The sequence below is a fragment of the Phenylobacterium sp. genome (assembly GCF_016793225.1).
In the GTDB taxonomy this organism is placed as follows: Bacteria; Pseudomonadota; Alphaproteobacteria; order Caulobacterales; family Caulobacteraceae; genus Phenylobacterium.
In genome coordinates this window covers 53,416-76,862 of the sequence record NZ_JAEUMN010000087.1, presented here as the reverse complement: position 1 = coordinate 76,862, position 23,447 = coordinate 53,416, and the positions used below count along the sequence as shown (strand labels likewise).

The window sequence follows — 23,447 nt, the reverse complement described above, 5'->3', positions numbered from 1 at the left end:
CAGGTCGCCGAGCGTGGCCAGCCCGTAGTGCTCCAGAAAGGCGTCGGTGGTCCCGTAGGTCACCGGCCGGCCCGGCGTCCGCCGTCGGCCGCGCATCCGCACGAGGCCCAGTTCGAGCAGCACGTCGAGGGTGCCCCGGCTCGCCTGCACGCCCCGCACGGCCTCGATCTCGGCCCGGGTCACCGGCTGGTGGTAGGCGATGATGGCCAACGTCTCCTGCGCGGCCTTGGAGAGCCGGCGCGGCTCGTCGCGCTCCTCCGTCATCAGCCACGCGAGGTCCTCCGCGGTCTGGAAGCGCCAGCCGCTGGCCACGTTCGCCAGCACCACGCCCCGACCCTCGTACATCCGCCCAAGCTCGACGATCGCGCCCATGACGTCGGCGCCCTCGGGCAGCCGCGCGGCGAGATCCTGCTCGGTGAGCGGCCCGGCCGCGGCGAACAGCAGCGCCTCGATCTCACGGGCGGTCTCCCGGTAGTCGCTCATGCCGCAGCCTCGCCCTTGCGCGCCCTCAGGTAGATGTCGGCGAACGCCTCGAGCTGGCGAGCCTCCATGGCGCCTTCCTTCACGAGTTCGAGGCTGGCCGACAACGTCGAGGCGACGTAGCTGGCCCGCGACGGTCCGGCGGCCGGCGTCCCCATCGGCGCGATGCCGCCGAGCGGCGTCCAGCGGTCGAGGTCGGGCAGGAGGCGGCGCAGGCGGTCGCGGGCGTCCTCGAGCGGATAGGCCACGGGCGCGGCGGGCTTGTAGCTGCGCTGCGACTCCTTCTGCCGCTGGCCGATGTAGGCGCTCATCAGGCTGTAGAGGTCGCCCTCGATCCGGCCCGACGGGATGACGCGGATAGCCTCCGGGTCCCCGCGCACAAAGACGTCGCGGCCCAGTTGCGGGCCGGCGCGCAGCGCCTCGGCGGCGTTGCGCATCGCCTCGAGCTTCGCCAGGCGGAAGGCGAGCTGCGCCGCCATCTCCTCGGCGGGCGCCTCCTCGGCCTTGGGCTGCTCGGGCTTCGGCAGCAGCAGCCGCGACTTCAGGTAGGCCAGCCAGGCGGCCATCACCAGGTAGTCGGCCGCGAGGCTGAAGCGGCGTCGCCGCGCCTCCTGGACGAAGGCGAGGTACTGCTCGGCGAGCCGCGTGACCGACAGCTTCAGGAGATCGACCTTCTGCGTCCGCGCCAGGGCGAGCAGGACGTGCAGCGGGCCCTCGTAGCCCTCGAGATCGACGATCAACGCCTCGCCGTCCTCGGCTGCGGTCGCGGCCGCGGCGAAGTCGAGGCTGGGCTGGAAAGCCTGGCTCATGCGGCCAAGCCTCGCCGGCGGCCCCTCGCCGTCCGCGCCAGGATGTCGGGCCCCGGGCTCACCGGACGAAGCAGCTCTTTCCGGCGCCCTGGAGGCGCGCGCAGAAGGCCTGGGCGTCGGCCCGCGAGGCGAAGCCGGTGACGAAGGTGCGGTAGAGGCTGCCGCCCTCGATCTTCTCCACGGCCTTGCCCTTGCCGGCGGCGAGCCCGGGCGCGGCCGAGACGGCGTCGCTCCAGGCCTTGTCCGCCAGCGCCGTGGAGCTCACCGCGCCGACCTGGACACGCGCCGCGCCGGCCGACGCCGTCGCCTTGGGTTCCGGAGGGGCGGCCTTCTTCTCGGGCGGCGGCGCAGGCTTGGGCGGCGGCGCGGCGGCCACCGTCTTCGGCGGCGGCGTGACGGCCTTCGCGGGCGGCGGCGGCGCGGTCTTGGCCGGCGGCGGGGCAGAGGCCGGGATGGCGGGCTTCAGCGCCGCGGCGGTCGCGCCCGGCGACGGTTGCGCGGGCGGGATCTGCGCGACCACGACGGGGGTCGTCGGCCGCGCCTGGGGCTGCTCCGGCGGCGGCACGAACTTCGGCCCCTCGGGCACGGTCTCCATGGGCGCGGCTTCCGCGCGATAGATCTCGAGCCCCGCCGCGGGATCCTGGGGCTGGGCCGTCGCGGGCGCGGCTTCCTTCATGCCGCCCACCGGCGCGCCCACCACCTGCGGGGCCTCGCCGGCCTGGCGCACCCCCTGCTGGTAGAACACGAAGATCGCCGCCACCAGCGCGGCGAGGACCAGGACGGACAGGATCAGCGTGAACGGGATCGGGCGCGCGCCGCGGACGGGCTGGCGCGGATCGAAGCTCAGTGGGGCGTCAGCGGTGGGCGGCGTGTAGGCGCCGCGCTCATGGTCGGACATCGCAGGCTCCGAATCGCGCACGTTCGGGGAGCAGTCTATCGGAGGCGACCGAGTCGAGGTTGCGGCGCCCGTGGATTTTCTGTGGGCGCCTCAGGTCTTCCCCAGGCCCTCGAGCTCGGTGGTGTCCATGCCGTAGCGATGGAAGAGCGCGCGGAACTCGCGCAGTTCGTCCGCCGAGATTCGGCCGGGGCGCAGCTGGATGTGAAGGTCCTGACCGCGGCTGCTCACGCCGCTGACCGCCCGGATGCGTTTCAGCCATGCCGCAAAGGCCCATTCGTCGCCCGGGGAATGGTACATGGGGCCGCGGACCACCAGGACGTCCACGGGGCTCAGCTCAGCACGTCCAGGTGGAACAGCTTGCGATGCTCCTCGATGGCGTAGCGGTCGGTCATCCCGGCGATGTAGTCGCAGACCACCCTCGCCCGGCCCGCCTCGTCACGGCCCTGCGTCCGCGCCCCCCATTCCGCGGGCAGGACGTCGGGCTCGGCCATGAAGAGCTGGAACATCTCGGCCAGCATGCGCCGCGCCTGGCTGCGCGTGCGGTTCACGCGCCAGTGCCGGTACATCCGCTCCATCAGGAAGGCCCGCAGCTGGGCGAGGTCCTCCACCATGTCCCGCGAGAACGCCACCAGCGCATGGCCAAGCATGCGGACGTCCTCCGGCGAGCGGACCTTGCCCGCTGCGGCGCGCCGCGCCGTCTCGGCCAGGACGTCGTCGACCATGGCCCCGATCATCCGCCGGACGGCCTCAAGCCGCAGGATCCCCGGCTCGCAGCCCGGGAAGTCCCGCCGCGCGCTCGCCACGTTCGGCCCGATCAGGGGCACCTCGGCCAGTTCGTCCAGGTTGAACAGCCCGGCCAGGACGCCGTCGTCCACGTCGTGGTTGTTGTAGGCGATGTCGTCGGCCAGCGCGGCGACCTGGGCCTCGGCGGACGCCCAGGTGTCCAGGCGCAGGCCGTACTGCGCGTCGAACTCCGAGATCGCGCTCCAGGACGGCTTGGCCAGCTGGTCGATCACCGGCCCGTTGTGCTTGATCACGCCTTCGAGGGTTTCCCACGACAGGTTGAGGCCGTCGAAGCGCGGGTAGCGCCGCTCGAGCCGCGTCACGACCCGGAACGTCTGGACGTTGTGGTCGAAGCCGCCGTAGCCCTGCATCTGGACCTGCAGTTCGTCTTCGCCCGCGTGGCCGAACGGCGGGTGGCCCAGGTCGTGGGCGAGCGCGACCGTCTCGGCGAGGTCGGGATCGAGGCCCAGCGCGGTGGCCAGGCTGCGGGCGATCTGAGCGACCTCGAGGCTGTGGGTGAGCCGGGTGCGGAAGTGGTCGCCCTCGTGCGCCACGAAGACCTGGGTCTTCTCCTTCAGCCGCCGGAAGGCCGACGCGTGGATGATGCGGTCGCGGTCGCGGGCGAAGTCCGTGCGCGTGCGGCTGGGCGGCTCGGGGAACTTGCGTCCCCGGGACGTCGCCGGGTCCTCGGCGAAGGGCGCGCGCTGTGGAAGGGAGGAGGCCATCGAACCGTTCTGTCAAAGGCCTCTTGGTCGAAGCCGTCCGGGCCCTCATATAGTCCAGGCCCTTCATTCGTCTAACAGCGCATGACCACCCCCGACCTGACCCTTTCGCCCGCCGCGGCCCGACGCATCCACGCCATCGGCGCCCAGGAGGGCCGGCCGATCATGCTGCGCGTCGCGGTCGAGGGCGGCGGCTGCTCGGGCTTCCAGTACCAGTTCGATCTCGTCGACCAGGCCGGCCCCGACGATCTCAGGGTCGAGCGTGACGGCGCGGCGGCCCTGGTGGACGTGGTGTCGCTGGCGCTCCTGAAGGGCTCGGAGATCGACTTCGTGGACGAACTCGCCGGCGCCGAGTTCCGGGTGCGCAACCCCAACGCCAAGTCCAGCTGCGGCTGCGGCGTCAGCTTCTCAATCTGAGGCCGGAGGGCCCAGCGGGCGCGGCGGCGGCTCCGCGCCTGTTTCGGTGATCTTGATGTTCCTCGGAACCTGGAAGAGCTGCGGGCGGTCGGGCAGCCCGTGGCGGTACTCGTCGTAGCGCAGCACGAGCACCGGCTGGCCGCGCCGCAGATAGCTGACCATCAGGGGGATCGGCCGGCGGGCGTCCATCAGGAAGGCCAGGGTGTGGTCGCCCATGGTCACGGTGTGCAGCGCCGCGCCGGTCGCGCCCCAGGGCGCCAGCCGCTGCGGCTGCGGCGCATAGGCCGCGACGAAGGCCGCCTCGCAGCCGAACTCCAGCGTGCGGAACGGCGCCGGGAGATCGGGCGCCGGCGGCAGTACAGGCGCGCGCACCACAAGTTCGGGCCCGGGGTCGACGCTGTGCCGTCCGGTGCGGCTGACCTGGTCGTAGGCCCAGATGTCGGGCTCCGCGATGATGATGACCGTCGTCTGGCCGCGCACCGGGTCCGGCGACTCTTCGCTCCGCAGGAAGCGGTCCCCTTGCCGCCAGAGATCCCGTGGCTGCGCGGCCCGGTCGGCCGCCGCCAGGCCCGGCGAGATGTTCCGCATGGTCATGCGGAAGAGCTGCGGCGGCGCGCAGCGTCCCTCGTAGACCGGCGGACCGAGCGATCCCTGCAGCGGCGGCTCGGGCGCAGCCGCCGGCGGCGTCTCGACGTTCGCCGGGGGCGACTGGGCCGCCGCCGGAAGTGCGGCGGCGAACGCCAGGGCGGTCAGGATGGGGGCGTGGCGGCGCATGCGCAGGCCATGGGTTCACGGGCCGTGGCGAGGGTCAAGCGGGCGTGCGGGCCTTGAGCCGCTGCGGCGCGCCCTCTAGCTTCCGCGCCGAAACCGGAGCCCTCGATGCGCATCGCCACCTGGAACGTGAACTCGGTCAACGCGCGGCTCGACACGGTGGTGCGGTGGTTCGAGGAGGCCAGGCCCGACGTCGCCTGCCTCCAGGAGATCAAGTGCGTCGACGAGAAGTTCCCGGCCGAGGCCTTCGAGCGGCTCGGCTACAACGTCGCCGTCAACGGGCAGAAGACCTACAACGGGGTCGCCTTGCTCTCGAAGACTCCGCTCGAGGACGTGCGCAAGGGCCTGCCCGGCGACGACGCGGACGAACAGGCCCGCTACATCGAGGCGGTGGTCTCGGGACCGCAGCCGGTCCGCGTGGCCTCGATCTACCTGCCCAACGGCAATCCGGTGACCACCGAGAAGTTCGCCTACAAGCTGGCGTGGATGGCGCGGCTTCACGCGCACGCCCGGGACCTGCTCTCGTGGGAAGAGCCGTTCGTGCTGGCCGGCGACTACAATGTCATTCCCGAGCCCCGCGACGCCGAGTTTCCGAACAACTGGCTGGGCGATGCCCTCTTCCAGCCACAGACCCGGCAGGCGTTCCGGGCGCTGAAGAACCTCGGACTGGTCGAGGCCTACCTGCAGGCCGACGGCGCGCCGGGCGCCTACACCTTCTGGGACTACCAGGCCGGCGCCTGGGACCGGAACAACGGCATCCGGATCGACCACGCCCTGCTCTCGCCACAGGCGGCCGACCTGCTGGCCGGCGTGGCCATCCACCGCAATGTGCGCGCCTGGGAGAAGCCGTCCGACCACGTGCCCCTGGTGGTCGAGCTCGACGCCTGACGACTCGGCTTAGTCTGCAGCCATGGACGAGGCTGCGCGGCTCCTGACGCTGCTCGCGCTGACCGGCGGGGCGCTGACCCTCGTCGGCGGGGCCTTCGCCTACTTTCTGGACGAGACGCGGCGCATCCGCCGGACCCTGACCGAGGGGCTCGGGGCGCCGCCCCAGCCCATGCTGATCGCGCGGGGCCGCGGCGCCGGCGTCGGGTTCAATCTCGCCGCCGGGCTGGTGGCGGCAGCCTGGGATCGCGGGGGGTGGCGGCTGACCTACCGGCTGCAGGAACTGATGGGCGTGGAACTGATCGTCGACCGCCAGGTGGCGGCCCGCGCCTTCCGGGGAGAGCCGCGACGCGCCCTGGACCAGCTCGCCGAGCCCCAGGCCGGTGTGCGCCTGCGGTTCGTTTTCGATGATCCCCAGCATCCCGACTTCGAACTGGACCTCTGGCTGCCGCAGGACGAAGGCCGACGCGGGCGGTTCGAGGCGCCGGAGGCGCTTATGGAAGCCAATCGCTGGATGGCGCGGATGGAGGCGATCCTGCGCCGCACGGACGGGCCGGCGCGCAAGGCCGCCGTCGCCACGCCTGCGCGCCCCGCCCCGGCCGCCGCGCCGGGACCTCTGTTCGAAGGCGACGATGACGACGACGGGCCGGAGGCCATGGACGGCCGCGAGGCCATCACTTGACGGCGTAAATTTTCGAGGCAGTGTCGTTGGGCGAAGGAGTTCCCCATGACCGCCCTCATCGCCGCCGCCGCGTTCTTCGTCGCCATCCATCTGTTCGTGTCGGGCACGCGCCTGCGGGACGCGATCATCGGCCGGATCGGCCAGGGGCCGTACATGGGCCTCTTCGTGCTGGCCTCCTTCGCGGGTCTCGCTTGGCTGGGAATGGGCTTCGCCGCGGCGAGGACCGACCCGTCGAACACGCCCTTCTGGACCGTCGGAGAGGCATCGCGGCAGGTGCAGCTGGCGCTCCAGCTCATCGCGTTCCTGCTCATCGTGCCCGGCGTGACGACCCCGAACCCCACGAGCGTGCGGCAGGAGGCGAGCCTGGAGCGCGCCGATGTGGTGCAGGGCATGGTCCGGATCAGCCGCCACCCGTTCCTTTGGGGCGTGGCCGTCTGGGCGTTCGGGCACCTGACCGTGAACGGCGAGCCGGCGAGCCTCATCCTGTTCGGCTCGATGCTGGGGCTCGCGATCTTCGGAACGTTCAGCATCGACGCCAAGCGCCGGCGCGCGCTGGGCGAAACCTACGACGCCTTCGTCGCCAAGACCTCGAACGTGCCCTTCGCGGCGATCCTGTCGGGCCGGCAGCCGTTCCGCCCGGGCGAGATCGGATGGTGGCGGATCGCCCTGGCCGTCGCGCTGTGGGCGGCCCTCGCCTGGGGACATCCGCACCTGTTCGGAGTCGCGGCTCTGCCTTAGGGACGCCGGCCGGCTGCGGGCGTGCGGCGATCAGCGCCTATGCCAGCGCGAACGCGACCGCCGCCTCGCAGTGGACGAGCGTCGTGTCGACCACCGGCGCCTCGATGTCCGCAGGGTCCAGCAGGAGGCCGATCTCCGTGCAGCCGAAGATCACGCCGTCCGCGCCGGCGGCCTGCCCTCGGGCGACCATCTCAAGACCGGCCGCGACGGAGCGCTGGGTCACGATCCCCTGGCAGAGCTCGTCGTAGATGATCGCGTGCAGGCGCTCGCGGTCGGCGGGCCCGGGGATCAGCGGCGCGAGCCCGGCGGCGCGCAGCCGCCCGCGGTAGAAGTCCTGCTCCATCGTGAAGCGGGTGCCCAGCAGCAACGGCCGCTCGACCCCCCTCTCCGCCAGCGCCGTGGCCGTCGCGTCTGCGATGTGCAGGAAGGGCACGGAGATGGCGGCGCAGATGGCCTCGGCGTTGACGTGCATCGTGTTCGTCGCGAGCACGATGGCCTCGGCGCCCGCGCGCTCCAGGCGGGCCGCCGCCTCCGCGAGGATCGCGGCGGTCTCGTCCCAGGCGTTGCGCGCCTGCGGCTCGGCGATCGTCGCGAAGTCGAGCGAGCGAACGAGCAGTTCAGCCGAATGGAGCCCGCCCAGCCGCTCCCGCACGAGACGGTTGATCTCGCGGTAGTAGAGCGCCGTGGACTCCGCCGACATCCCGCCCAGGATGCCGATCGTCTTCATCAGAGATCGGCGTAGACGTGCGTCTCGGCCGCCGCGCCCGGGTGGGTCGTGGCGCCCAGGTGCACCGGACCGACCGCCTGCGCGAACTTCCACAACGCCCCGGACTGGTAGTTCGTGCGCCGCGGCTTCCACTCCGTCTTGCGCCGGGCAAGCTCCTCGGGCGCGACCTCCAGCTCGATCGTCCCCGCCTCGGCGTCGATCGAGATGATGTCCCCGTCGCGAACGAGCGCGATCGGGCCGCCCTCCTGCGCCTCGGGGCCCACGTGACCCACGCAGAGTCCGCGCGTCGCCCCGGAGAACCGGCCGTCCGTGATGAGCGCGATGTTCTCGACGCCCTGGCCGTAGAGCGCCGCCGTCGTGGAGAGCATCTCGCGCATCCCGGGCCCGCCCTTTGCGCCCTCGTAGCGGATCACGAGAACGTCGCCTTCCTTGTAGTTGCGCGCCTCGACCGCGGCGAAGCAGGCCTCCTCGCCGTCGAAGACACGGGCCGGGCCGCGGTGCTTGACGTGCTTCAGCCCGGCGACCTTCACGATGGCGCCGTCCGGGGCCAGCGAACCCCACAGGCCGACGACGCCGCCGGTCGGGGAAAGCGGCCTGGAGGCCGGCCGGATCACGTCCTGGTCGTCGCGCCACTTCACGTCGGCGACATTCTCGGCCAGCGTCTTGCCGGTCACGGTCATGCAGTCGCCGTGCAGGTAGCCGCCCTCGAGGAGGGTCTTCAGCAGCATCGGCGCGCCGCCCGCCTCCCCCATGTCCTTGGCCACATACCGGCCGCCCGGCTTCAGGTCGGCGATGTAAGGCGTCCGGGCGCAGATCTCGGCGAAGTCGCGGAGCGTGAACTGGATGCCGCACTCGTGCGCCATGGCCGGCAGGTGCAGGCCGCCGTTGGTGGAGCCCCCCGTCGCGGCCACGACCACGGCGGCGTTCTCGAAGGCCTTCCGCGTGCAGATGTCGCGGGGACGGATGTTCTTCTCGATGAGCCGGACCACGGCTTCGCCGGAGGCGCGCGCGTAGTCGTCGCGATCGAGATAGGCGGCCGGCAGCGCCGAGGATAGCGGCAGCGCCAGGCCGATCGCCTCGGACACCAGGGCCATGGTGTTCGCCGTGAACTGGCCGCCGCACGCGCCGTCGCCGGGACAGGCGTGCTGCTCGACCTGACAGAGGCGCGCCTCGTCGATCGTGCCGGCCGAGAACTGGCCCACCGCCTCGAACACGTCCTGGACCGTCAGATCCTTGCCGTCGAGGCGGCCCGGCAGGATGGAGCCGCCGTACAGGAAGACGCTGGGGACGTTGAGGCGCAGCATCGCCATCATCATGCCCGGCAGGCTCTTGTCGCATCCCGCGATCCCGACCAGCGCATCATAGGCGTGGCCGCGAACCGACAGTTCGACCGAGTCGGCGATGACCTCGCGGCTCACCAGCGAGGAACGCATGCCCTCGTGACCCATGGCGATGCCGTCTGTCACGGTGATGGTGGAGAACTCCCGCGGCGTCGCGCCGGCGGCCTTCACGCCCTCGGCGGCGGCGTGGGCCTGCCGCTCGAGCGCCGTGTTGCACGGCGCCGACTGGTTTCCGCAATGGGCGACGCCGACGAAGGGCTGGGCGATCTCCCGCGTGCCGAGGCCCATGGCGTAGTAGTACGAGCGATGCGGAGCCCGGGCCGGGCCGATCGTGGTGTGGCGGCTGGGCAGACGTGACTTGTCCCAGGAACCATCCGGGTTGCGATGCATGGGGAGCGCCTCCGACTTCGCGCCTTCCTTAGAGTCGCCGGCGGCGAGACGCGAGTCCCGACCACCTCTGGCTGCGCGCTCGCGCAATACGCGCATTTCTGGACCGAATGTTGCACCGCCGACATATGAGGGTGCGAATGCGCGTCAATCCCTGACGAGCAAAGGTATCGGGGCATTTTGCAGGTGCGAAGACCCAAGGCTGAAGGCGTCACTGTGGCGCGCGCAAACAAAGAAGGCGCGCCATGGGCGCGCCCCCAGGTTGTTATTGGGATGAACAAAGTCAGAAACCCGGCCAGCATCGCTCAGGTCAGCAAGCTTTACAAGTTGACTGCGTACGCCTGCTGATTGCCGTCACGGCAAGTAACTGAGTCTTATTTAGTTATCAGCGTTCAGGTGGCGCATTTCGCGTTGACGGCCCACCGGACCTGCTTCAGCTTGCCTCGTAAGCGCAGCGAATAGCGCTACATCCAAGCTGCGGGGAGGCAGTTTCTGATGAGATTCAAGCATTGCATGCTTGCGTCCAGCGCTGTGCTGGTCGCCGGCCTGGCGACGTCCGCCCAGGCCCAGACGTCGGCGAACACCATCGCTGAGCTCGTAGTGACCGCCGAGAAGCGGGAGCAGAGCCTGCAGGACGTGCCGGTCGCGATTTCAGCATTCACGTCCGAACAGCGCGACATCGTCGGCATCCAGTCCATCCAGGACATGACCAACTTCACGCCGGGACTTCAGTACTCGACGTCGACCGACCGGGTGTCGCTGCGGGGCCTGGGCCGCCTCACGAACGTGCTTTCCGCCGACGCCTCGGTGGCGAACTACGCGGACGGCGTCTACGAGACGTTCGCCGTGCGGGCGGGCTCGTCCACCCTCTTCCTTGACCGCGTCGAGATCCTCCGCGGGCCGCAGGGCACGCTCTACGGCCGCAACGCCATCGCGGGCGCGATCAATATCATCTCGCGGCGGCCGACCGACAGCCCCTACGCCGAGGTCCGCGCCACGTACGGCAACTACAACCGCTCGGTCCTGGAAGGCGCGGTCTCGGGTCCGATCAACGACCAGGTCAAGGCGCGGCTCGCGGTGAACTGGGAGCGGCAGAGCAAGGGCTGGATCAAGAACACGATCCCCGGCTTCCCGAGCGAGGGCAACGTCATCGACAGCTTCTACGCGGAAGCCCAGATCGACGTGAAGTTCAACGAGAAGCTCGAGATGTGGTCGAAGTTCGGCTACACCAACTGGCGTCACGGCGCCGGCGGGCCGGGCTCGCAGTCCGCGGGCTGGACGCCCGAGGTCTTCAACCTCGACGGCAGCCGTAAGGCGCTCCGCTCGGCGACCAACCCCAACGGCGCCGACTCGTTCGACCTCACCGAGTTCTACTCGGACGCCACGCACTTCAACCCGGGCTTCGGGTGTTCCGGCCTGGCGCAGAACGTGGTGCTGGCGAGCCCCGACGGCTGCACCAACGCCTCCTATCGCAGCCCGTGGCTGATCAATCGCCCGATCACCTACAACGTGCGCGTCCCGAACGCGTACACGGTGGCCAGCCACTGGACGTACCACGCCGACAACTTCGACATCCGCTACATCCTGGGCGGCGTCCGCTACTGGTACCACCTCAAGGGCTCCACGCCGGGCGGCAGCCAGTATCCGGGCGTCCTGTCGTACCGCATCGGCGCGGCCGGGACCCAGATCTACCCCGGCGAGCAGTTCGACTACCAGGAGCGCAACGGCTTCATCTCGAACGAGCTGAACCTGGTTTCGACGACCGAAGGGCCGTTCCAGTGGATCGCCGGCGCCTACTACTACCACCAGCACTACAGGCAGCCGGTCCACACGATCGAGGATCCGCGCCAGACGCAGTGGTCGATCTCGCCCCCGTTCGGCGTCTGCCTGAACGGCGTCGGGGCGGCGGCGAGGCCGGTGGCCTGCGCGCCCGGCATCGGGCGGCGCTTCGACAACCGGCCGTCGGTCAGCAACACCTCGTACGCCTTCTACGGACAGGTCAGCTACGACCTGGGCGAGGCGTGGACCTTCACGGGCGGCCTGCGCTACTCGCATGACCGCAAGTACGGCACCGAGAAGACGCGGATTCTTTGCCTCGGCCTGCCCGCCTGCCTCGGCGGGCTGCCGCCCGAGTTCTTCCTGGCCCCGCTCGACCTCACCGGCGTGAACACCGTCGTGGCCGGCGGCACCGGCCTGGGGATCGACGTCATTCCGAAGGGCGTGGAAGGGGCGACCTTCTACGACGGGACCACCGGCCTCGCGAGCCGCAAGTACGACGCGAGCTGGTCCGCCGTGACCGGCACGGCCAAGGTCGAGTGGCACCCAGACCCCGACACCCTGGGCTATGCGAGCTACGCCCGCGGCTACCGTTCGGGCGGCTTCAACATCGGCATCTTCACGGTGCTGAGCTTCCTGCCCTACTCCAAGGAGGAGACCGTCGACGCGTTCGAGCTGGGCCTCAAGAAGACCTGGGGCCAGACGCTGCAGACCAACGTGGCGCTCTACCACTACGACTACTCGAACCTGCAGATCCCGATCTCGGTCGTGCAGACCGGAAGCCTGATGGGCCAGACCATCAGCCAGGGCACCACGTCGTTCTACAACACGCCGAAATCGCGCTCGCAGGGCGTCGAGGTCGAGGTGCTGTGGCAGCCCATCGAGAACCTGCAGATCATCGCGAACTACTCGTACATCGACGCCGAGATCCGGAAGGGCTTCGCCGTCGACACGGTGGACCCGACCGCCTCGCAGCCCAACGCCAAGCCGATCCACACGCTCGCGCAGTGCCAGGCCGGCGGCGCGGCGGTGGCCGGCGACTGCGTGCTCGACGAGCCCACGGTCGGCCTGCCCGGCGGCGGCTTCCAGCGCATCCAGAGCCTGAAGGGCAACGACCTGCCCAACGCGCCGCGGAACAAGATCGCCATCGCGGCGAACTACACCTGGAACTTCGAGCCCGGCTCGCTCACGGCCAGCCTCTCGTACTCGTGGCGCGACCACGCGTACGGCTCGCTCTTCCAGCGCTGGTACAACCGCTCGCCGACCTGGGACCAGGTCGACGCCCGCCTGCTCTGGAGGGACGCCAACGACAAGTTCGAGATCATCGGCTTCGTGAAGAACATCTTCGACGACATCGGCTACGACCAGGGCGCGACCGGCCGGCGGATCGACGGGCAGTTCACCAACCTGCTCTACGGCCCGAACCCCGCCGGAACCACCTGCAGCCCGGTGGCCCAGGGGGCCAGCAACCCGGCCGCGGGGAACATCGGCACCATCTACTGCGTGCAGGGGATTTCGAAGACCTACTACACGACACCGCCTCGCACCTACGGGCTCGAGCTCCGGTACAAGTTCTTCTGAGTACCGACGGCCCGCCTCGCGAGAGGCGGGCCGCTTGCTTTTGCGCGTCGGGAAAGAAGCGCGTCAGCGCTCGGAACTGCGGGGAGGAAAGGACATGAAGTTCAAGGGAAGCTTGCTTGCCTCGAGCGCGCTGCTGGCCGCCGTCATGGCGGCCTCGGGCGCACAGGCCCAGTCATCGAGTGCGTCCACCACGATCGAGGAACTCGTCGTGACGGCCGAGCGCCGGGAGCAGAGCCTGCAGGACGTTCCTGTGGCGATCTCGGCGTTCACCGCGGAAAAGCGTGACCTGATCGGCATCCAGTCGGTGTTCGACCTGACGAACTTCACGCCGGGCCTGCAGTACTCGACGCAGACCGATCGGGTCAGCCTGCGCGGCATCGGCCGGACGAACAACGTCCACGCGGCCGACGCGTCCGTCTCGGTCTATTCGGACGGCATCTACACGACCTCCACGGTCGAGGCCGGCAAGACGCCCCTCTTCCTCGAGCGGGTGGAGATCCTGCGGGGCCCGCAGGCGACGCTCTACGGCCGAAACGCCATCGGCGGCGCGATCAACCTGGTGTCCAAGCGGCCCACGGACGACTGGTACGCCGAGGTCCGCGGCCAGTACCAGAACTACAACCACCACATCCTGGAAGGCGCGGTCTCGGGCCCGACCTTCATCCCGGGCGTGACCTTCCGCCTGGCGGCCAACTGGGAGAAGCAGACCAAGGGCTGGATCGAGAACGTCGTCCCGGGCTTTCCGGACGAAGGCAACATCATCAACACCAACATCATCGAAGGGCAGCTGAAGTTCGACATCGGCGAGAACTTCGACGGCTGGATGAAGCTGACCTGGATCGAGTGGCGGAACGGCGCCGGCGGCCCGGGCTCGCGCGCGACCTGGACGCCGGCCGTCTTCCCGACCTTCGAGGCCGCGAACGCCGGCATCACGCTGCAGCCCGGCTACGGCTGCAGCGGCAACGCGACGAACGTGGTCAACCTCAATCCGGGCGGCTGCGTGAATCCGGCGCTGACCAATCCGCGCAAGATCGCCTCGACCGTTCCGTACGACGTCGACCTGAACGGCACCTACATCTTCGCCAGCGAGTGGACGTACCACTTCCAGGGCTTCGACCTGCGCTACCAGTTGGGCGGGGTGCACTATCACTACTACCTGCAGGGCCCGACGCCGGTCGATCAGACGGCGCCGATCGTGCGCTACACCCTGCCGTCGCTGACGGGCGCCAACAACGCGGTGGTCCGCCCCCGCTACGCGTTCAACTACCAGGAGGAGGAGTCCTGGCTGTCGAACGAGATCACGCTGCTCTCGACCCACGACGGACCGGTGCAGTGGCTGGCGGGCCTCTACTACTGGAAGGAGAGCTACGGGCAGCCGGTCTACACCTACCTGCCCGACGAACCCCGGGTGCGGGGTCCGTTCGGCGTACCGGCGGCGCTCTGCGCCAAGCGGAACGGGGTGTGCGCGCCGAACCCGGCGCAGCGGATCTTCGACACCTATCCCGAGTTCGACATCTCCTCGCGCGCGGCCTACGCCCAGATCGACTGGGAGTTCGTCGACAACTGGACGATCTCGGGCGGCATCCGCTACTCGCTGGACAAGAAGGAAGGGGTCGAGCGCGGCCGGCTGCTCTGCTACCTGGTCGCGGGCTGCTTCGCCGCGCCCGAGCTGAACGGCGCCGTCGCGGGCGGCATCCCGCCCGTGGACATCACCGAGAACCAGTGGTCCTCGGCCGCGGTCCTGCCGAAGGGCGTGATCACCCCCACGGTCTTCGATCCCGTGACCGGCTTCGCCACCCGCTACCTCAAGGAGGAGTGGCAGGAGATCACCGGAAACCTGACCCTGAAGTGGGATCCGGATCCCGACACCAACGCCTTCGCGCGCTTCAGCCACGGCTACAAGCCGGGCGGCTTCCGGATCGGCATCGACGTGGGCTTCTCGCCCAATCCGCTGACCCGTGAAGAGAAGGTCGACGCCTTCGAGGTGGGCCTGAAGAAGAACTTCGGCCCGAACATCCAGGCCAACATCGCGGCCTTCTACTACGACTACAAGAACGCCCAGATCCCGTTGACGATCGTCAACACCTCGGGCGCGGTCGCGGTCACGCAGTCGATCTTCTACAACGTGCCCGAGGCCACCTCGAAGGGCATCGAGATCGAGTCGATCTGGCAGCCCATGGAGAACCTCCAGATCCTCTTCAACTACAGCTACCTGGACGCCGAGATCGACAAGGGTCAGGCCATCGACCCGGCCGATCCGGCGGCGCTCGCGGCGGGCGCGCGGCCGATCACCGACCGCTCGCTGTGCCGCGCCATCGCCTACGGCGACACCGCGACCACCTGCGCCGCCGACGTCTATACGAGCCCTCGTCCCGTGGTGAACGCGGCGGGCGCCACGACGCAGGTGTCGGGCTCGCCCGACCCGAACGGCGGCTTCCAGCGGGTGCAGGAGCTCAAGGGCTACGCCCTGCCCAACTCGCCGAAGCACAAGATCGCGATCAACGCCAACTACACCCACATGTTCGGCGACGGATCCTCGGTCACCGGCTCGGTGAGCTATTCCTGGCGCGACAGCCAGTACGGCTCGATCTTCAATCGCGCCTACTACAAGTCGCCGTCATGGGACCAGGTGGACGCCCGTCTGACCTGGAAGGCCAAGGACCAGAAGACCACGGTCATCGCCTTCGTGAAGAACCTGTTCGACGACCTGGGCTACGAGGGCGGCGCCACGGCGTCGCGGCGGGCCGGATCGATCTACACGCCGCCCGCCGGCGCGCCGATCGTCAACGTCGTGCAGGACGCGCGGCCGGACATCGCCGGCAACAATCCGGCCAGCACCTATCCGCTGACCCCGCCGCGCACCTACGGGATCGAGATCCAGTACAAGTTCTTCTGATCCTCGCCGCACCGGCGTGAATGGAGGCGCTCCGCCGTGAGGCGGGGCGCCTTTCTCATTGCGAGCCCTGGAGCACGCGATCGATCTGGGCGCGCCACGCCGTGTCGTACTCGGCGGTCCAGTCGGGGCCGGCGAGGTCGCGGCAGGTCTCGTGCACGACGCCGAAGAAGCGGTCGAACTCCTGGGACGGCGTGCCGAAGCCGTCGTGGTTCAGGCGCTCGGCGCGCACGAGATGCAGCTGATAGGGCCCGCCGGGGTCCATGAGGCAGTTCAGCACCATCGCCAGCATCTCGCCGCGCACGCTGCCGTTCACGTCGCGGGCGAAGCGCGGTTCGGCCTGGGGGAACTCGGCGAAGAGGCGCGCGAACACCGCCGGCGCCGGATCCCCTGCCCGCTCGGCCACCGCTTCCAGAGACTGCGAGATGATCTCGGCTTCGTTCATCGGACTCGCCCTGCCTATAGTTCCGCAACAGGATACGGGAGGAAGATCGTGGAATTCCAGGATATCCAGTACGCGGTCGAGGACGGCGTCGGCGTGATCACGCTCAACCGGCCGCAGTATCGCAACGCCCAGAGTTGGCGGATGCTGGACGAGATCGACCAGGCCTTCGACCTGGCGCGCCTCGACCCCGAGGTCCGGATCGTGCTGGTGCGCGGCGCGGGCGGCGTCTTCTCCACCGGTCACGACCTGGGGACGCCGGAGGGCGCGGCCTACCGGGACGCCAAGATCGGCAAGGGCGGGATCCGGCACTACGACGCCTTCAAGACCTACAACCTCGACCTGCTGCTCAAGTGGCGGAACTTCGAGAAGCCGACCGTGGCCATGGTCGAGGGCTACTGCATTTATGCGGGCTGGATGCTGGCCGCGGCCATGGACGTGGTCTTCGCGGCGGACGACGCCCAGTTCCTGCCGGGGTTCGTGGAGTACATGTCGATCCCCTGGGACATCGGCATCCGGCGGGCGAAGGAGCTGTGCTTCGAGAGCCGGTTCATCGGCGCCGAGGAGGCCCGCGAGGCCGGCTTCGTGAACCGGGTGCTGCCGAACGCGGACCTGGAGCGCGAGACCTTCGCCTGGGCGCGCCGGGTGGCCGAGAACGACCCCGGCTATCTCCGCTTCGCCAAGCTGCAGATGAATAAGGCGCAGGACGCGCAGGGCTTCAGCCGCGCCGTCGAGGACTCGCTGGGCGACTACGTGGCGATGATGTGGATGCCGGGGAACGAGATGCGCGTGGCCGGGGAGCGGCGCCTGCTCACCGTGGACCTGGCCGTGCGCGGACGGCGCGGCGAGCGGCATGGACTGACGCCGGGGCGCCCGGAGGAGAAGACGGCATGAGCGATACGTTCCGCGCGCTGCGCCTGCACAAGACCGACGCCGGCCAGGAGGCCCGCCTCGAGGACCTGACCCCGGCCGACCTGATGGACGGCGACGTCACCGTCCGCGTCGAACACTCGACGATCAACTTCAAGGACGGGCTGGCCCTGACCGGCCGCTCGCCGGTGGTGCGGGTCTGGCCGCTGATCCCGGGGATCGACTTCGCGGGCGTGGTGGAGAGCTCGAGCCATGCCGGCTTCGCGCCCGGCGACCGGGTGGTCCTGAACGGCTGGGGCGTGGGCGAGACGCACCATGGCGGCTACGCCCAGCGCGCCCGGGTCAGGGGCGACTGGCTGGTGAAACTGCCGCAGGGCCTGACCAGCGCCCAGGCCATGGCGATCGGCACGGCGGGCTACACCGCCATGCTGTGCGTGCTGGCCCTGGAGAAGCAGGGCGTCACGCCCGACAGGGGCGACATCCTGGTGACCGGCGCGGCCGGCGGGGTCGGCAGCGTGGCGATCGCCCTTTTGGCGAAGCTGGGCTACCGCGTCGTCGCCTCGTCGCGGCGGAAGGAGAGCGAAGGCGGCTACCTGACGGGCCTCGGCGCCGCCGAGGTGATCGACGCCGCCGAGTTCCAGGGCCCCGCACGCCCGCTGGGCAAGGAGCGCTGGGCCGGCGCGGTGGACGCGGTGGGCAGCCACACCCTGGCCAATGTGCTCTCGCAGACGCGCTACGGCGGGGTGGTCACCGCCTGCGGCCTGGCCCAGGGCCTGGACCTGCCGGCCTCGGTGGCGCCCTTCATCCTGCGCGGCGTGGTGCTGGCGGGCATCGACAGCGTGATGCGCCCGGCGCCCGACCGGGTGGAGGCCTGGGACCGCCTGGCCCGCGACCTGGACCTCGCCAGGCTGTCGGCCATGACAAGCCGCGCCACGCTCGCGGACCTGCCGCGACTGGCGGGAGACATCCTGGACGGCAAGGTGCGCGGCCGGATCGTCGTGGACGTGGATGGATAGCTGACGGGCGTTGCGGCCCGCGGACGCGACGGGTCAGCCGCGGGGCGGCCCCGTGGCGCGGCCGCCCGGCTGCGACGGCGTCAGGACCGGCCGGGGCAGGACCGCCACCGACGCCGATCCGGAGAGACGGGCGCGCAGGTCGCGCGACGGGCGGGCGGGCGCCTCCGCGCGCGGCCCCTGAAGACGGGCCATGAGATCGCGCAGCGTCGGAAGTTCGGCGGGCTCGGGCGTCACGAGGCTCGCCGCCTCGTCCACCACCCCCTCCAGGGTCCGAAGCAGCAACGGGAAGCTGGCGGTCTCACGCTCGCGCTCGCCGGCCAGGTCGCTGTCGAGCCGCTCCGGTTCCGGGGTGGGTTCCAGGTCCGCGTCCCGGCCGGCCAGGGGGCCGTCCGGCGCGGCGCGCGACGCGAGCCGCGCCTCACGCTCGAGCCGCAGCTCCAGGGCGATCGACAGGCGCACCGCCGCGAAGCACTTGAGGTAGAGCTCGGTCAGGCCGAAGAACCGCGCGTCGCCCACAACCGACGCCTTGGCCGCCTCGGCCACGGCGCAGCCCAGCTCTAGGGCGGGCTCGCGCATCCGGGCGAGCATCGCAAGGCGCGGGTCGGGCGACGACATGGAACAAATGTAGAACATGCGGCGTGGGGAGTCAAACCTGGCGGCCGTTCCCCCTCTCGCTTCGCGAGCTCCCCCAGAGGGGGAGCATCTTCGTTTTCGCCTCCCACCGTCATCCCGCGGCTTGTCCGCGGGATCCATGCTTCCGCCGGCTGTGAGGCGGCCGGCGTGGCAGGACCGCTAGGCGCCCACGTCGCCGCCGGCATGGGTCCCGCGGACGCGCCGCGGGATGACGGGGCTGGGCAGGGCGGCGAGCTCGCGGGCGCTCGATTGAACCGCGGAGGACGCGGAGGAGAACGCGGAGCGCGCAGAGGCCTCCGCGACCTTTGCGGTTAGAGGGGTTGGGGCCACCGCCCCTCGCCTTCATCGGCGATCCCACACGAAACCCCACCGTCATCCCGCGGCTTGTCCGCGGGATCCATGTTTCCGCCGGCTGTGAGGTAGGCGGCGTGACAGGACCGCTAGGCGCCCGCGTGGCCGCCGGCATGGGTCCCGCGGACACGCCGCGGGATGACGGGGCTGGGCAGGGCGGCGAGCTCGCAGGCGCTCGATTGAACCGCGGAGAACGCGGAGCGCGCGGAGGCCTCCGCGCCCTTTGCGGCTAGAGGGGATGGGGCCACCGCCCCTCGCCTGCATCGGCGATCCCACACGAAAACCCACCGTCATCCCGCGGCTTGTCCGCGGGATCCATGTTTCCGCCGGCTGTGAGGCGGCCGGCGTGGCAGGACCGCCCGGACGCGCCTGCGTCGCCGCCGGCAGGGGTCCCGCGGACGAGCCGCGGGATGACGGGGCTGGGCAGGTTTGGCGTCCTTCCCCCTCTCGCTTCGCGAGCTCCCCCAGGGGGGGAGCATCTGTGCTTTCGCTTCGGCGAGCACGCCGGGACGGGCTACAGGGCCTTTTCGATGGCGGCGACGAGGGCGGGGTCCTGGGGTTCGGTGCGGGGGCCGAAGGCCTGCAGCGCTTCGCCGTCCTTGCCGATCAGGATCTTGTGGAAGTTCCACACCGGGACGGCCGGCTCGCCGAGCTGCTGTTCCGCCCATTCGTAGAACGGGTGGCGGCCGGCCTCCTTCACGTCGACCTTGGCGGTCATGGGGAAGTCGATGCCGAAGGTCGTGGCGCAGAAGGTCTCGATCTCCTTCTCGCTGCCCGGCTCCTGGCCCATGAACTGGTTGCAGGGCACGCCCAGGACCACGAGGCCCTTGTCCTTGTAGTCGGTGTAGAGCTGCTCCAGGCCGTTGTACTGGGGGGTGAGGCCGCACTTCGAGGCCGTGTTCACCACCAGGACCACCTTGTCCTTGAAGGTGGCGAGCGGCAGCGGGCCGCCGGCGATGGCGTCGAACGTGTAGTCGTGGGCGCTGGTCATGGGGCCTCCGGGCTTCGTGGCCGGGACGCTAACGCCGTTACCCTGCGTCCTCCAACGCCTGTTCCACGGCCACGGCGAGGTCGAGGGCGGCGATGGCCTCGGCGGCGGTCACGACGGGACGCGGCGCGGCGCCCCGGACCGCCTGGAGGAACCCCTCGACGCTGGCGCCCAGCGGGTCGCGCGCGGCGGGGGTGTCGGCGAAGTCGGGGTTCAGCGGGAACGGCGTCGTGTTGCGGAAGGTGCGGGCCACGAAGTCGATGGCGACTTCGCCTGAGGGATAGACCACCCGCATGGTGCGGTGGCGGGCCTCGGCCATCCGGGAGACGTCGAAGACGGCCGTGAAGCCGCCCTCGAAGGTGGCCTCGGCGCGGACCTGGTCCCAGACCCCGTCGGCGGCGCGAGCGCCCTCGGCCTCGGCGGTGACGGCGTCCCCGGCGGCGATGGCGAGCGCCAGGTCGATGTCGTGGACCATCAGGTCGAGCACGGCCGACACGTCGCGGCTGCGCTCGGAGGGCGGGCCGTGGCGCACGGCTTCCAGCAGCAGCGGCTGTTCCATGGCGTCGAGCAGGCCCATGGCCTGGAACACCACGCGTTCCTGGTGCCCGCAGGCGACGACGACGCCGGCGCGGTCGGCGGCGGCGCGGATCCGCTCGGCGTCGGCGACGCCCACGGCGATGGGCTTCTCCACGTAGACGTGCTTTCCGGCGGCGATCGCCACCAGGGCCTGCCCGGCGTGGGCGCTGGCGGGCGAGGCCACGGTGACCACGTCGACCTCGGCGAGAAGCTGGTCCAGGTCGGCGAAGGCGCGGCCGCCGAGCGGCATGGCGACCGCGGCCGCGCGGTCGGGATGCACGTCGAAGACGCCGACGAAGGTCACGTCGGGCAGCCGCGCGTACTGCCGCGCGTGGTAGCCGCCAAACACCCCTGCCCCGATGACGCCGCCGCGCAAGCTCATGGGCGCGGCCGTAACACGCGCCGCCGGCTCGACGCCACCCGCCCGAGGTCATACAACCGTTTGAAGATAGGGAGACGCATCATGACCACGGTTCGCGAGATCCGCCTGAAGAGCCGGCCCAGCGGCATGCCCACCGCCGCCAATTTCGAGCTGGCCAGCGTGGAGCTGCCGGCGCCGGGCCCAGGCGAGGTGCAGGTGCGCAACACCTGGATGACCGTCGACCCCTACATGCGCGGCCGCATGAACGACGTGCAGAGCTATACGCCGCCGTTCCAGCTCGGGAAGGCCATGGACGGCGGGGCGGTCGGCGAGGTCACGGCCTCGGGCGATCCGAACTTCAAGCCGGGCGACCTGGTGCAGTCGGGCTTCGGCTGGCGCGAGGGCTTCAACGCTCCCGCCGCCCAGGTGCAGAAGCTGGACCCCATGGGCCTGCCGCCGCAGGCGTTCCTGGGCGCGGCCGGGATGCCGGGGCTGACGGCCTATGCGGGCCTGCTGAAGGTGGCGGCGCTGAAGGACGGCGACGTGGTGTTCGTCTCGGGCGGCGCGGGCGCCGTCGGTTCGATGGTGGTGCAGATCGCCAAGGCCAAGGGCCACACGGTGATCGCCTCGGCGGGCGGACCCGAGAAGGTGGCGTTCCTGAAGTCGATCGGGGCCGACCAGGTCATCGACTACAAGGCCGAGAAGGACCTGACGGCGGCGCTGATGAAGGCCGCGCCGTCCGGCATCGACGTCTATTTCGACAACGTGGGCGGCGAGCACCTGGAGGCGGCGCTGACGGCGGCGCGCCCGTTCGCGCGCTTCGCGCTGTGCGGCGCGATCTCGATGTACAACGCCACCGAGATGCCCCCCGGCCCGCGCAACCTGGTGCTGATGGTGGGCAAGCAGCTGCGGATGGAGGGCTTCATCGTCTCGACCCACTGGGACATGATGCCGGCGTTCCTGAAGGACCTGTCGGGCTGGGTGAAGGACGGCAAGGTCACCTGGAAGGAGACGGTCTTCGAAGGCATCGAAAAAGCCCCCGACGCCTTCCTGGGCCTCTTCAAGGGCGAGAACCTGGGCAAGATGCTGGTGAAGCTGGGGTAGGCGCCCTCGGCGTTTCTCGTCTCGTCGCACCAAACACCCTCGCGGCTGTCATCCCGGTTTCGCGCAGCGAAGACCGGGACCCATACGCGCCGGTCTCTGAGGGTAGGTCGCGGCGGCGGCGACGGGGGTTTGCCTGGGGCGCGGAGTCTATGGGTCCCGGTTTTCGCCTGGCGGCGAAACCGGGATGACAACGGATGGCGGTTCGAGATTGCGGCTTCGCCGCCTTCTCGGCGCGGTGGGCGGTTCTTGCTGGACGCTGGGTGGTTAGGGCGTAAAACGCTGCGGTCCTCCCCCAAGGTCTGGAGTTTCCGCCCGTGCCGCGCCTGTTCAGCGCCTATGTGATCGTCGACTGGAGCGCCGCGGCGAAGCCGACTACCGGCGCGGACTCGATCTGGATCGGCGTTCTGAAGCGCGACATCCGCTTCCGGATGGCGTTCGAGAGCTTCAACCCGGCGACGCGGGCCGAGGCCGAGACGCGGCTGACGGCCATCCTGGACGACCTGAAGAAGCGCAACGAGCGCTGCCTGCTGGGCTTCGACTTCCCGCTGGGCTTCCCGCGCGGGTTCGCGGCGGCGCTGAAGCTGCCCGGCGAGGCGCCGTGGCAGGCCACCTGGGACCAGCTGGCCAAGATGGTGAAGGACAAGCCCGACAACACGAACAACCGCTTCGGCGTCGGCTCGGAGGTCAACCGGCGGCTCACCGGCGGGCCGTTCCCGTTCTGGGGCTGCCCGCCCAAGGATGCGCTGACCACGCTGCAGCCGAAGCGCACCCGCAACCACGGGCCGGACGACCTGCCCGAGTTCCGCCACGCCGACCTGGCGGCGAAGGGCGCGGCGTCGATCTGGAAGCTCTACTACAACGGCTCGGTGGGCGGTCAGGCGATCCTGGGCATCCCGTTCGTGCGGCGGCTGAAGGCGGCGCGCGGCGAGGGCTTCAAGGCGTGGCCCTTCGAGACGGGCTTCAAGGCGCTGACCGAGGCGGACCTGGCGGGCGTCGACGTGGTGGCGGCCGAGGTCTACCCCTCGATGCTGAAGCCGCAGGGCGCCCCGGGCGAGGTGAAGGACCTGACCCAGGTGCGCACCACCGCCGAGCACTTCGCGCGCCTGGACGAGGCCGGCAAGCTGGGCGCCCTGTTCGCGCCGCCGAAGGGCGCCGCGGCCGACGCCGTCCTGGACGCCGAGCGCGAGGAAGGCTGGATCCTGGGCGCGGGCGTGTAG

At 70.4% G+C, this 23,447-nt stretch carries 22 protein-coding genes; 10 read left to right on the top strand and 12 right to left on the bottom strand.

Features of this window, described 5'->3' with window-relative positions; all coding sequences use genetic code 11:
- The 5 genes from scpB to JNK30_RS10810 all read right to left on the bottom strand — a co-directional run.
- A partial coding sequence (scpB, locus tag JNK30_RS10830) for an SMC-Scp complex subunit ScpB (RefSeq protein WP_293482248.1) occupies nucleotides 1-483 on the bottom strand: 483 nt, incomplete at its 3' end.
- Complete coding sequence (locus JNK30_RS10825) at nucleotides 480-1,289, bottom strand: ScpA family protein (RefSeq protein WP_293482247.1); 810 nt, start codon at nucleotides 1,287-1,289, stop codon at nucleotides 480-482. The genes scpB and JNK30_RS10825, both read right to left, overlap by 4 nt.
- Before the next feature lie 58 nt (nucleotides 1,290-1,347).
- Nucleotides 1,348-2,187 carry an SPOR domain-containing protein gene (locus JNK30_RS10820; protein ID WP_293482246.1) on the bottom strand — a complete coding sequence of 280 codons (840 nt, stop codon included), beginning with the start codon at nucleotides 2,185-2,187 and terminating at the stop codon, nucleotides 1,348-1,350.
- A gap of 90 nt (nucleotides 2,188-2,277) precedes the next feature.
- Nucleotides 2,278-2,511 (bottom strand): hypothetical protein, encoded by a 234-nt coding sequence (locus tag JNK30_RS10815; protein WP_293482245.1) that lies wholly within the window; start codon nucleotides 2,509-2,511, stop codon nucleotides 2,278-2,280.
- Between the two features lie 5 nt (nucleotides 2,512-2,516).
- Nucleotides 2,517-3,695 (bottom strand): deoxyguanosinetriphosphate triphosphohydrolase, encoded by a 1,179-nt coding sequence (locus JNK30_RS10810; protein WP_293482244.1) that lies wholly within the window; start codon nucleotides 3,693-3,695, stop codon nucleotides 2,517-2,519.
- Between the two features lie 81 nt (nucleotides 3,696-3,776).
- Here JNK30_RS10810 and erpA point away from each other — a divergent pair, with 81 nt between their 5' ends.
- A complete protein-coding gene (gene erpA, locus JNK30_RS10805) occupies nucleotides 3,777-4,109 on the top strand; it encodes an iron-sulfur cluster insertion protein ErpA (RefSeq protein ID WP_293482243.1) in 333 nt (110 codons plus the stop codon).
- On the opposite strand, the gene JNK30_RS10800 is transcribed toward erpA, so the two are convergent.
- A complete protein-coding gene (locus tag JNK30_RS10800) occupies nucleotides 4,101-4,883 on the bottom strand; it encodes a hypothetical protein (RefSeq protein ID WP_293482242.1) in 783 nt (260 codons plus the stop codon). The genes erpA and JNK30_RS10800 overlap by 9 nt on opposite strands.
- Before the next feature lie 105 nt (nucleotides 4,884-4,988).
- Between JNK30_RS10800 and xth the strand changes: the two genes are divergently transcribed.
- The 3 genes from xth to JNK30_RS10785 are packed head-to-tail and all read left to right on the top strand — an operon-like array spanning nucleotide 4,989 to nucleotide 7,185.
- Entirely contained in the window at nucleotides 4,989-5,768 is a 780-nt protein-coding gene (gene xth, locus JNK30_RS10795; RefSeq protein WP_293482241.1) for an exodeoxyribonuclease III, read from the top strand.
- Between the two features lie 22 nt (nucleotides 5,769-5,790).
- Entirely contained in the window at nucleotides 5,791-6,447 is a 657-nt protein-coding gene (locus tag JNK30_RS10790) for a hypothetical protein (RefSeq protein ID WP_293482240.1), read from the top strand.
- Nucleotides 6,448-6,492: 45 nt separating this feature from the next.
- Complete coding sequence (locus tag JNK30_RS10785; RefSeq protein ID WP_293482239.1) at nucleotides 6,493-7,185, top strand: NnrU family protein; 693 nt, start codon at nucleotides 6,493-6,495, stop codon at nucleotides 7,183-7,185.
- 37 nt (nucleotides 7,186-7,222) lie between these two features.
- On the opposite strand, the gene JNK30_RS10780 is transcribed toward JNK30_RS10785, so the two are convergent.
- Both JNK30_RS10780 and ilvD read right to left on the bottom strand, forming a co-directional pair.
- Nucleotides 7,223-7,912, bottom strand: a complete 690-nt coding sequence (locus JNK30_RS10780) for an aspartate/glutamate racemase family protein (RefSeq protein ID WP_293482238.1) — start codon at nucleotides 7,910-7,912, stop codon at nucleotides 7,223-7,225.
- Nucleotides 7,912-9,642, bottom strand: coding sequence for a dihydroxy-acid dehydratase (ilvD, locus tag JNK30_RS10775; protein ID WP_293482237.1), 1,731 nt, complete (start codon nucleotides 9,640-9,642; stop codon nucleotides 7,912-7,914). The genes JNK30_RS10780 and ilvD overlap by 1 nt, the downstream gene beginning before the upstream one ends.
- Before the next feature lie 492 nt (nucleotides 9,643-10,134).
- On the opposite strand from ilvD, the gene JNK30_RS10770 reads away from it, so the two are divergent.
- Nucleotides 10,135-12,996: a TonB-dependent receptor gene (locus JNK30_RS10770; RefSeq protein WP_293482236.1), complete on the top strand. Its 2,862-nt coding sequence runs from the start codon at nucleotides 10,135-10,137 to the stop codon at nucleotides 12,994-12,996.
- 94 nt (nucleotides 12,997-13,090) lie between these two features.
- On the top strand, nucleotides 13,091-15,892 hold the full coding sequence (locus JNK30_RS10765; RefSeq protein ID WP_293482235.1) for a TonB-dependent receptor: 2,802 nt from the start codon (nucleotides 13,091-13,093) through the stop codon (nucleotides 15,890-15,892).
- Nucleotides 15,893-15,947: 55 nt separating this feature from the next.
- Here the strand turns inward: JNK30_RS10765 and JNK30_RS10760 are convergent, their stop codons facing one another.
- On the bottom strand, nucleotides 15,948-16,334 hold the full coding sequence (locus JNK30_RS10760; RefSeq protein ID WP_293482234.1) for a globin: 387 nt from the start codon (nucleotides 16,332-16,334) through the stop codon (nucleotides 15,948-15,950).
- Nucleotides 16,335-16,382: 48 nt separating this feature from the next.
- Between JNK30_RS10760 and JNK30_RS10755 the strand changes: the two genes are divergently transcribed.
- Together JNK30_RS10755 and JNK30_RS10750 are read left to right on the top strand one after the other, a co-directional pair.
- Nucleotides 16,383-17,225: an enoyl-CoA hydratase-related protein gene (locus tag JNK30_RS10755; protein ID WP_293482233.1), complete on the top strand. Its 843-nt coding sequence runs from the start codon at nucleotides 16,383-16,385 to the stop codon at nucleotides 17,223-17,225.
- The gene (locus tag JNK30_RS10750) at nucleotides 17,222-18,217 is read left to right on the top strand and encodes an MDR family oxidoreductase (RefSeq protein WP_293482232.1); all 996 of its coding nucleotides are present in this window, start codon (nucleotides 17,222-17,224) and stop codon (nucleotides 18,215-18,217) included. Before JNK30_RS10755 ends, JNK30_RS10750 begins: the two co-directional genes overlap by 4 nt.
- Nucleotides 18,218-18,250: 33 nt before the next feature.
- Here the strand turns inward: JNK30_RS10750 and JNK30_RS10745 are convergent, their stop codons facing one another.
- The 3 genes from JNK30_RS10745 to JNK30_RS10735 all read right to left on the bottom strand — a co-directional run bounded on the left by JNK30_RS10745 (nucleotide 18,251) and on the right by JNK30_RS10735 (nucleotide 21,147).
- Nucleotides 18,251-18,832 carry a hypothetical protein gene (locus JNK30_RS10745; protein ID WP_293482231.1) on the bottom strand — a complete coding sequence of 194 codons (582 nt, stop codon included), beginning with the start codon at nucleotides 18,830-18,832 and terminating at the stop codon, nucleotides 18,251-18,253.
- An 883-nt stretch (nucleotides 18,833-19,715) separates the two neighbouring features.
- Entirely contained in the window at nucleotides 19,716-20,192 is a 477-nt protein-coding gene (locus JNK30_RS10740; protein WP_293482230.1) for a glutathione peroxidase, read from the bottom strand.
- 37 nt (nucleotides 20,193-20,229) lie between these two features.
- The gene (locus tag JNK30_RS10735) at nucleotides 20,230-21,147 is read right to left on the bottom strand and encodes a Gfo/Idh/MocA family oxidoreductase (protein WP_293482229.1); all 918 of its coding nucleotides are present in this window, start codon (nucleotides 21,145-21,147) and stop codon (nucleotides 20,230-20,232) included.
- Between the two features lie 81 nt (nucleotides 21,148-21,228).
- Here JNK30_RS10735 and JNK30_RS10730 point away from each other — a divergent pair, with 81 nt between their 5' ends.
- On the top strand, nucleotides 21,229-22,230 hold the full coding sequence (locus tag JNK30_RS10730; RefSeq protein ID WP_293482228.1) for an NADP-dependent oxidoreductase: 1,002 nt from the start codon (nucleotides 21,229-21,231) through the stop codon (nucleotides 22,228-22,230).
- Between the two features lie 314 nt (nucleotides 22,231-22,544).
- Nucleotides 22,545-23,447 carry a cobalamin biosynthesis protein CbiG gene (locus JNK30_RS10725; RefSeq protein ID WP_293482227.1) on the top strand — a complete coding sequence of 301 codons (903 nt, stop codon included), beginning with the start codon at nucleotides 22,545-22,547 and terminating at the stop codon, nucleotides 23,445-23,447.

What these genes read in the sequence shown, in the direction of transcription:
- JNK30_RS10785 (WP_293482239.1), top strand. Translation starts at nt 6,493, where the DNA reads ATGACCGCCCTCATCGCCGCCGCCGCGTTCTTCGTCGCCATCCATCTG.
- JNK30_RS10740 (WP_293482230.1), bottom strand. Translation starts at nt 20,192, where the DNA reads ATGACCAGCGCCCACGACTACACGTTCGACGCCATCGCCGGCGGCCCG.
- JNK30_RS10825 (WP_293482247.1), bottom strand. Translation starts at nt 1,289, where the DNA reads ATGAGCCAGGCTTTCCAGCCCAGCCTCGACTTCGCCGCGGCCGCGACC.
- JNK30_RS10820 (WP_293482246.1), bottom strand. Translation starts at nt 2,187, where the DNA reads ATGTCCGACCATGAGCGCGGCGCCTACACGCCGCCCACCGCTGACGCC.
- JNK30_RS10765 (WP_293482235.1), top strand. Translation starts at nt 13,091, where the DNA reads ATGAAGTTCAAGGGAAGCTTGCTTGCCTCGAGCGCGCTGCTGGCCGCC.
- JNK30_RS10750 (WP_293482232.1), top strand. Translation starts at nt 17,222, where the DNA reads ATGAGCGATACGTTCCGCGCGCTGCGCCTGCACAAGACCGACGCCGGC.
- JNK30_RS10735 (WP_293482229.1), bottom strand. Translation starts at nt 21,147, where the DNA reads ATGAGCTTGCGCGGCGGCGTCATCGGGGCAGGGGTGTTTGGCGGCTAC.
- JNK30_RS10770 (WP_293482236.1), top strand. Translation starts at nt 10,135, where the DNA reads ATGAGATTCAAGCATTGCATGCTTGCGTCCAGCGCTGTGCTGGTCGCC.
- JNK30_RS10730 (WP_293482228.1), top strand. Translation starts at nt 21,229, where the DNA reads ATGACCACGGTTCGCGAGATCCGCCTGAAGAGCCGGCCCAGCGGCATG.
- JNK30_RS10760 (WP_293482234.1), bottom strand. Translation starts at nt 16,334, where the DNA reads ATGAACGAAGCCGAGATCATCTCGCAGTCTCTGGAAGCGGTGGCCGAG.
- erpA (WP_293482243.1), top strand. Translation starts at nt 3,777, where the DNA reads ATGACCACCCCCGACCTGACCCTTTCGCCCGCCGCGGCCCGACGCATC.
- JNK30_RS10790 (WP_293482240.1), top strand. Translation starts at nt 5,791, where the DNA reads ATGGACGAGGCTGCGCGGCTCCTGACGCTGCTCGCGCTGACCGGCGGG.
- JNK30_RS10810 (WP_293482244.1), bottom strand. Translation starts at nt 3,695, where the DNA reads ATGGCCTCCTCCCTTCCACAGCGCGCGCCCTTCGCCGAGGACCCGGCG.
- xth (WP_293482241.1), top strand. Translation starts at nt 4,989, where the DNA reads ATGCGCATCGCCACCTGGAACGTGAACTCGGTCAACGCGCGGCTCGAC.
- ilvD (WP_293482237.1), bottom strand. Translation starts at nt 9,642, where the DNA reads ATGCATCGCAACCCGGATGGTTCCTGGGACAAGTCACGTCTGCCCAGC.
- JNK30_RS10780 (WP_293482238.1), bottom strand. Translation starts at nt 7,912, where the DNA reads ATGAAGACGATCGGCATCCTGGGCGGGATGTCGGCGGAGTCCACGGCG.
- JNK30_RS10745 (WP_293482231.1), bottom strand. Translation starts at nt 18,832, where the DNA reads ATGTCGTCGCCCGACCCGCGCCTTGCGATGCTCGCCCGGATGCGCGAG.
- JNK30_RS10800 (WP_293482242.1), bottom strand. Translation starts at nt 4,883, where the DNA reads ATGCGCCGCCACGCCCCCATCCTGACCGCCCTGGCGTTCGCCGCCGCA.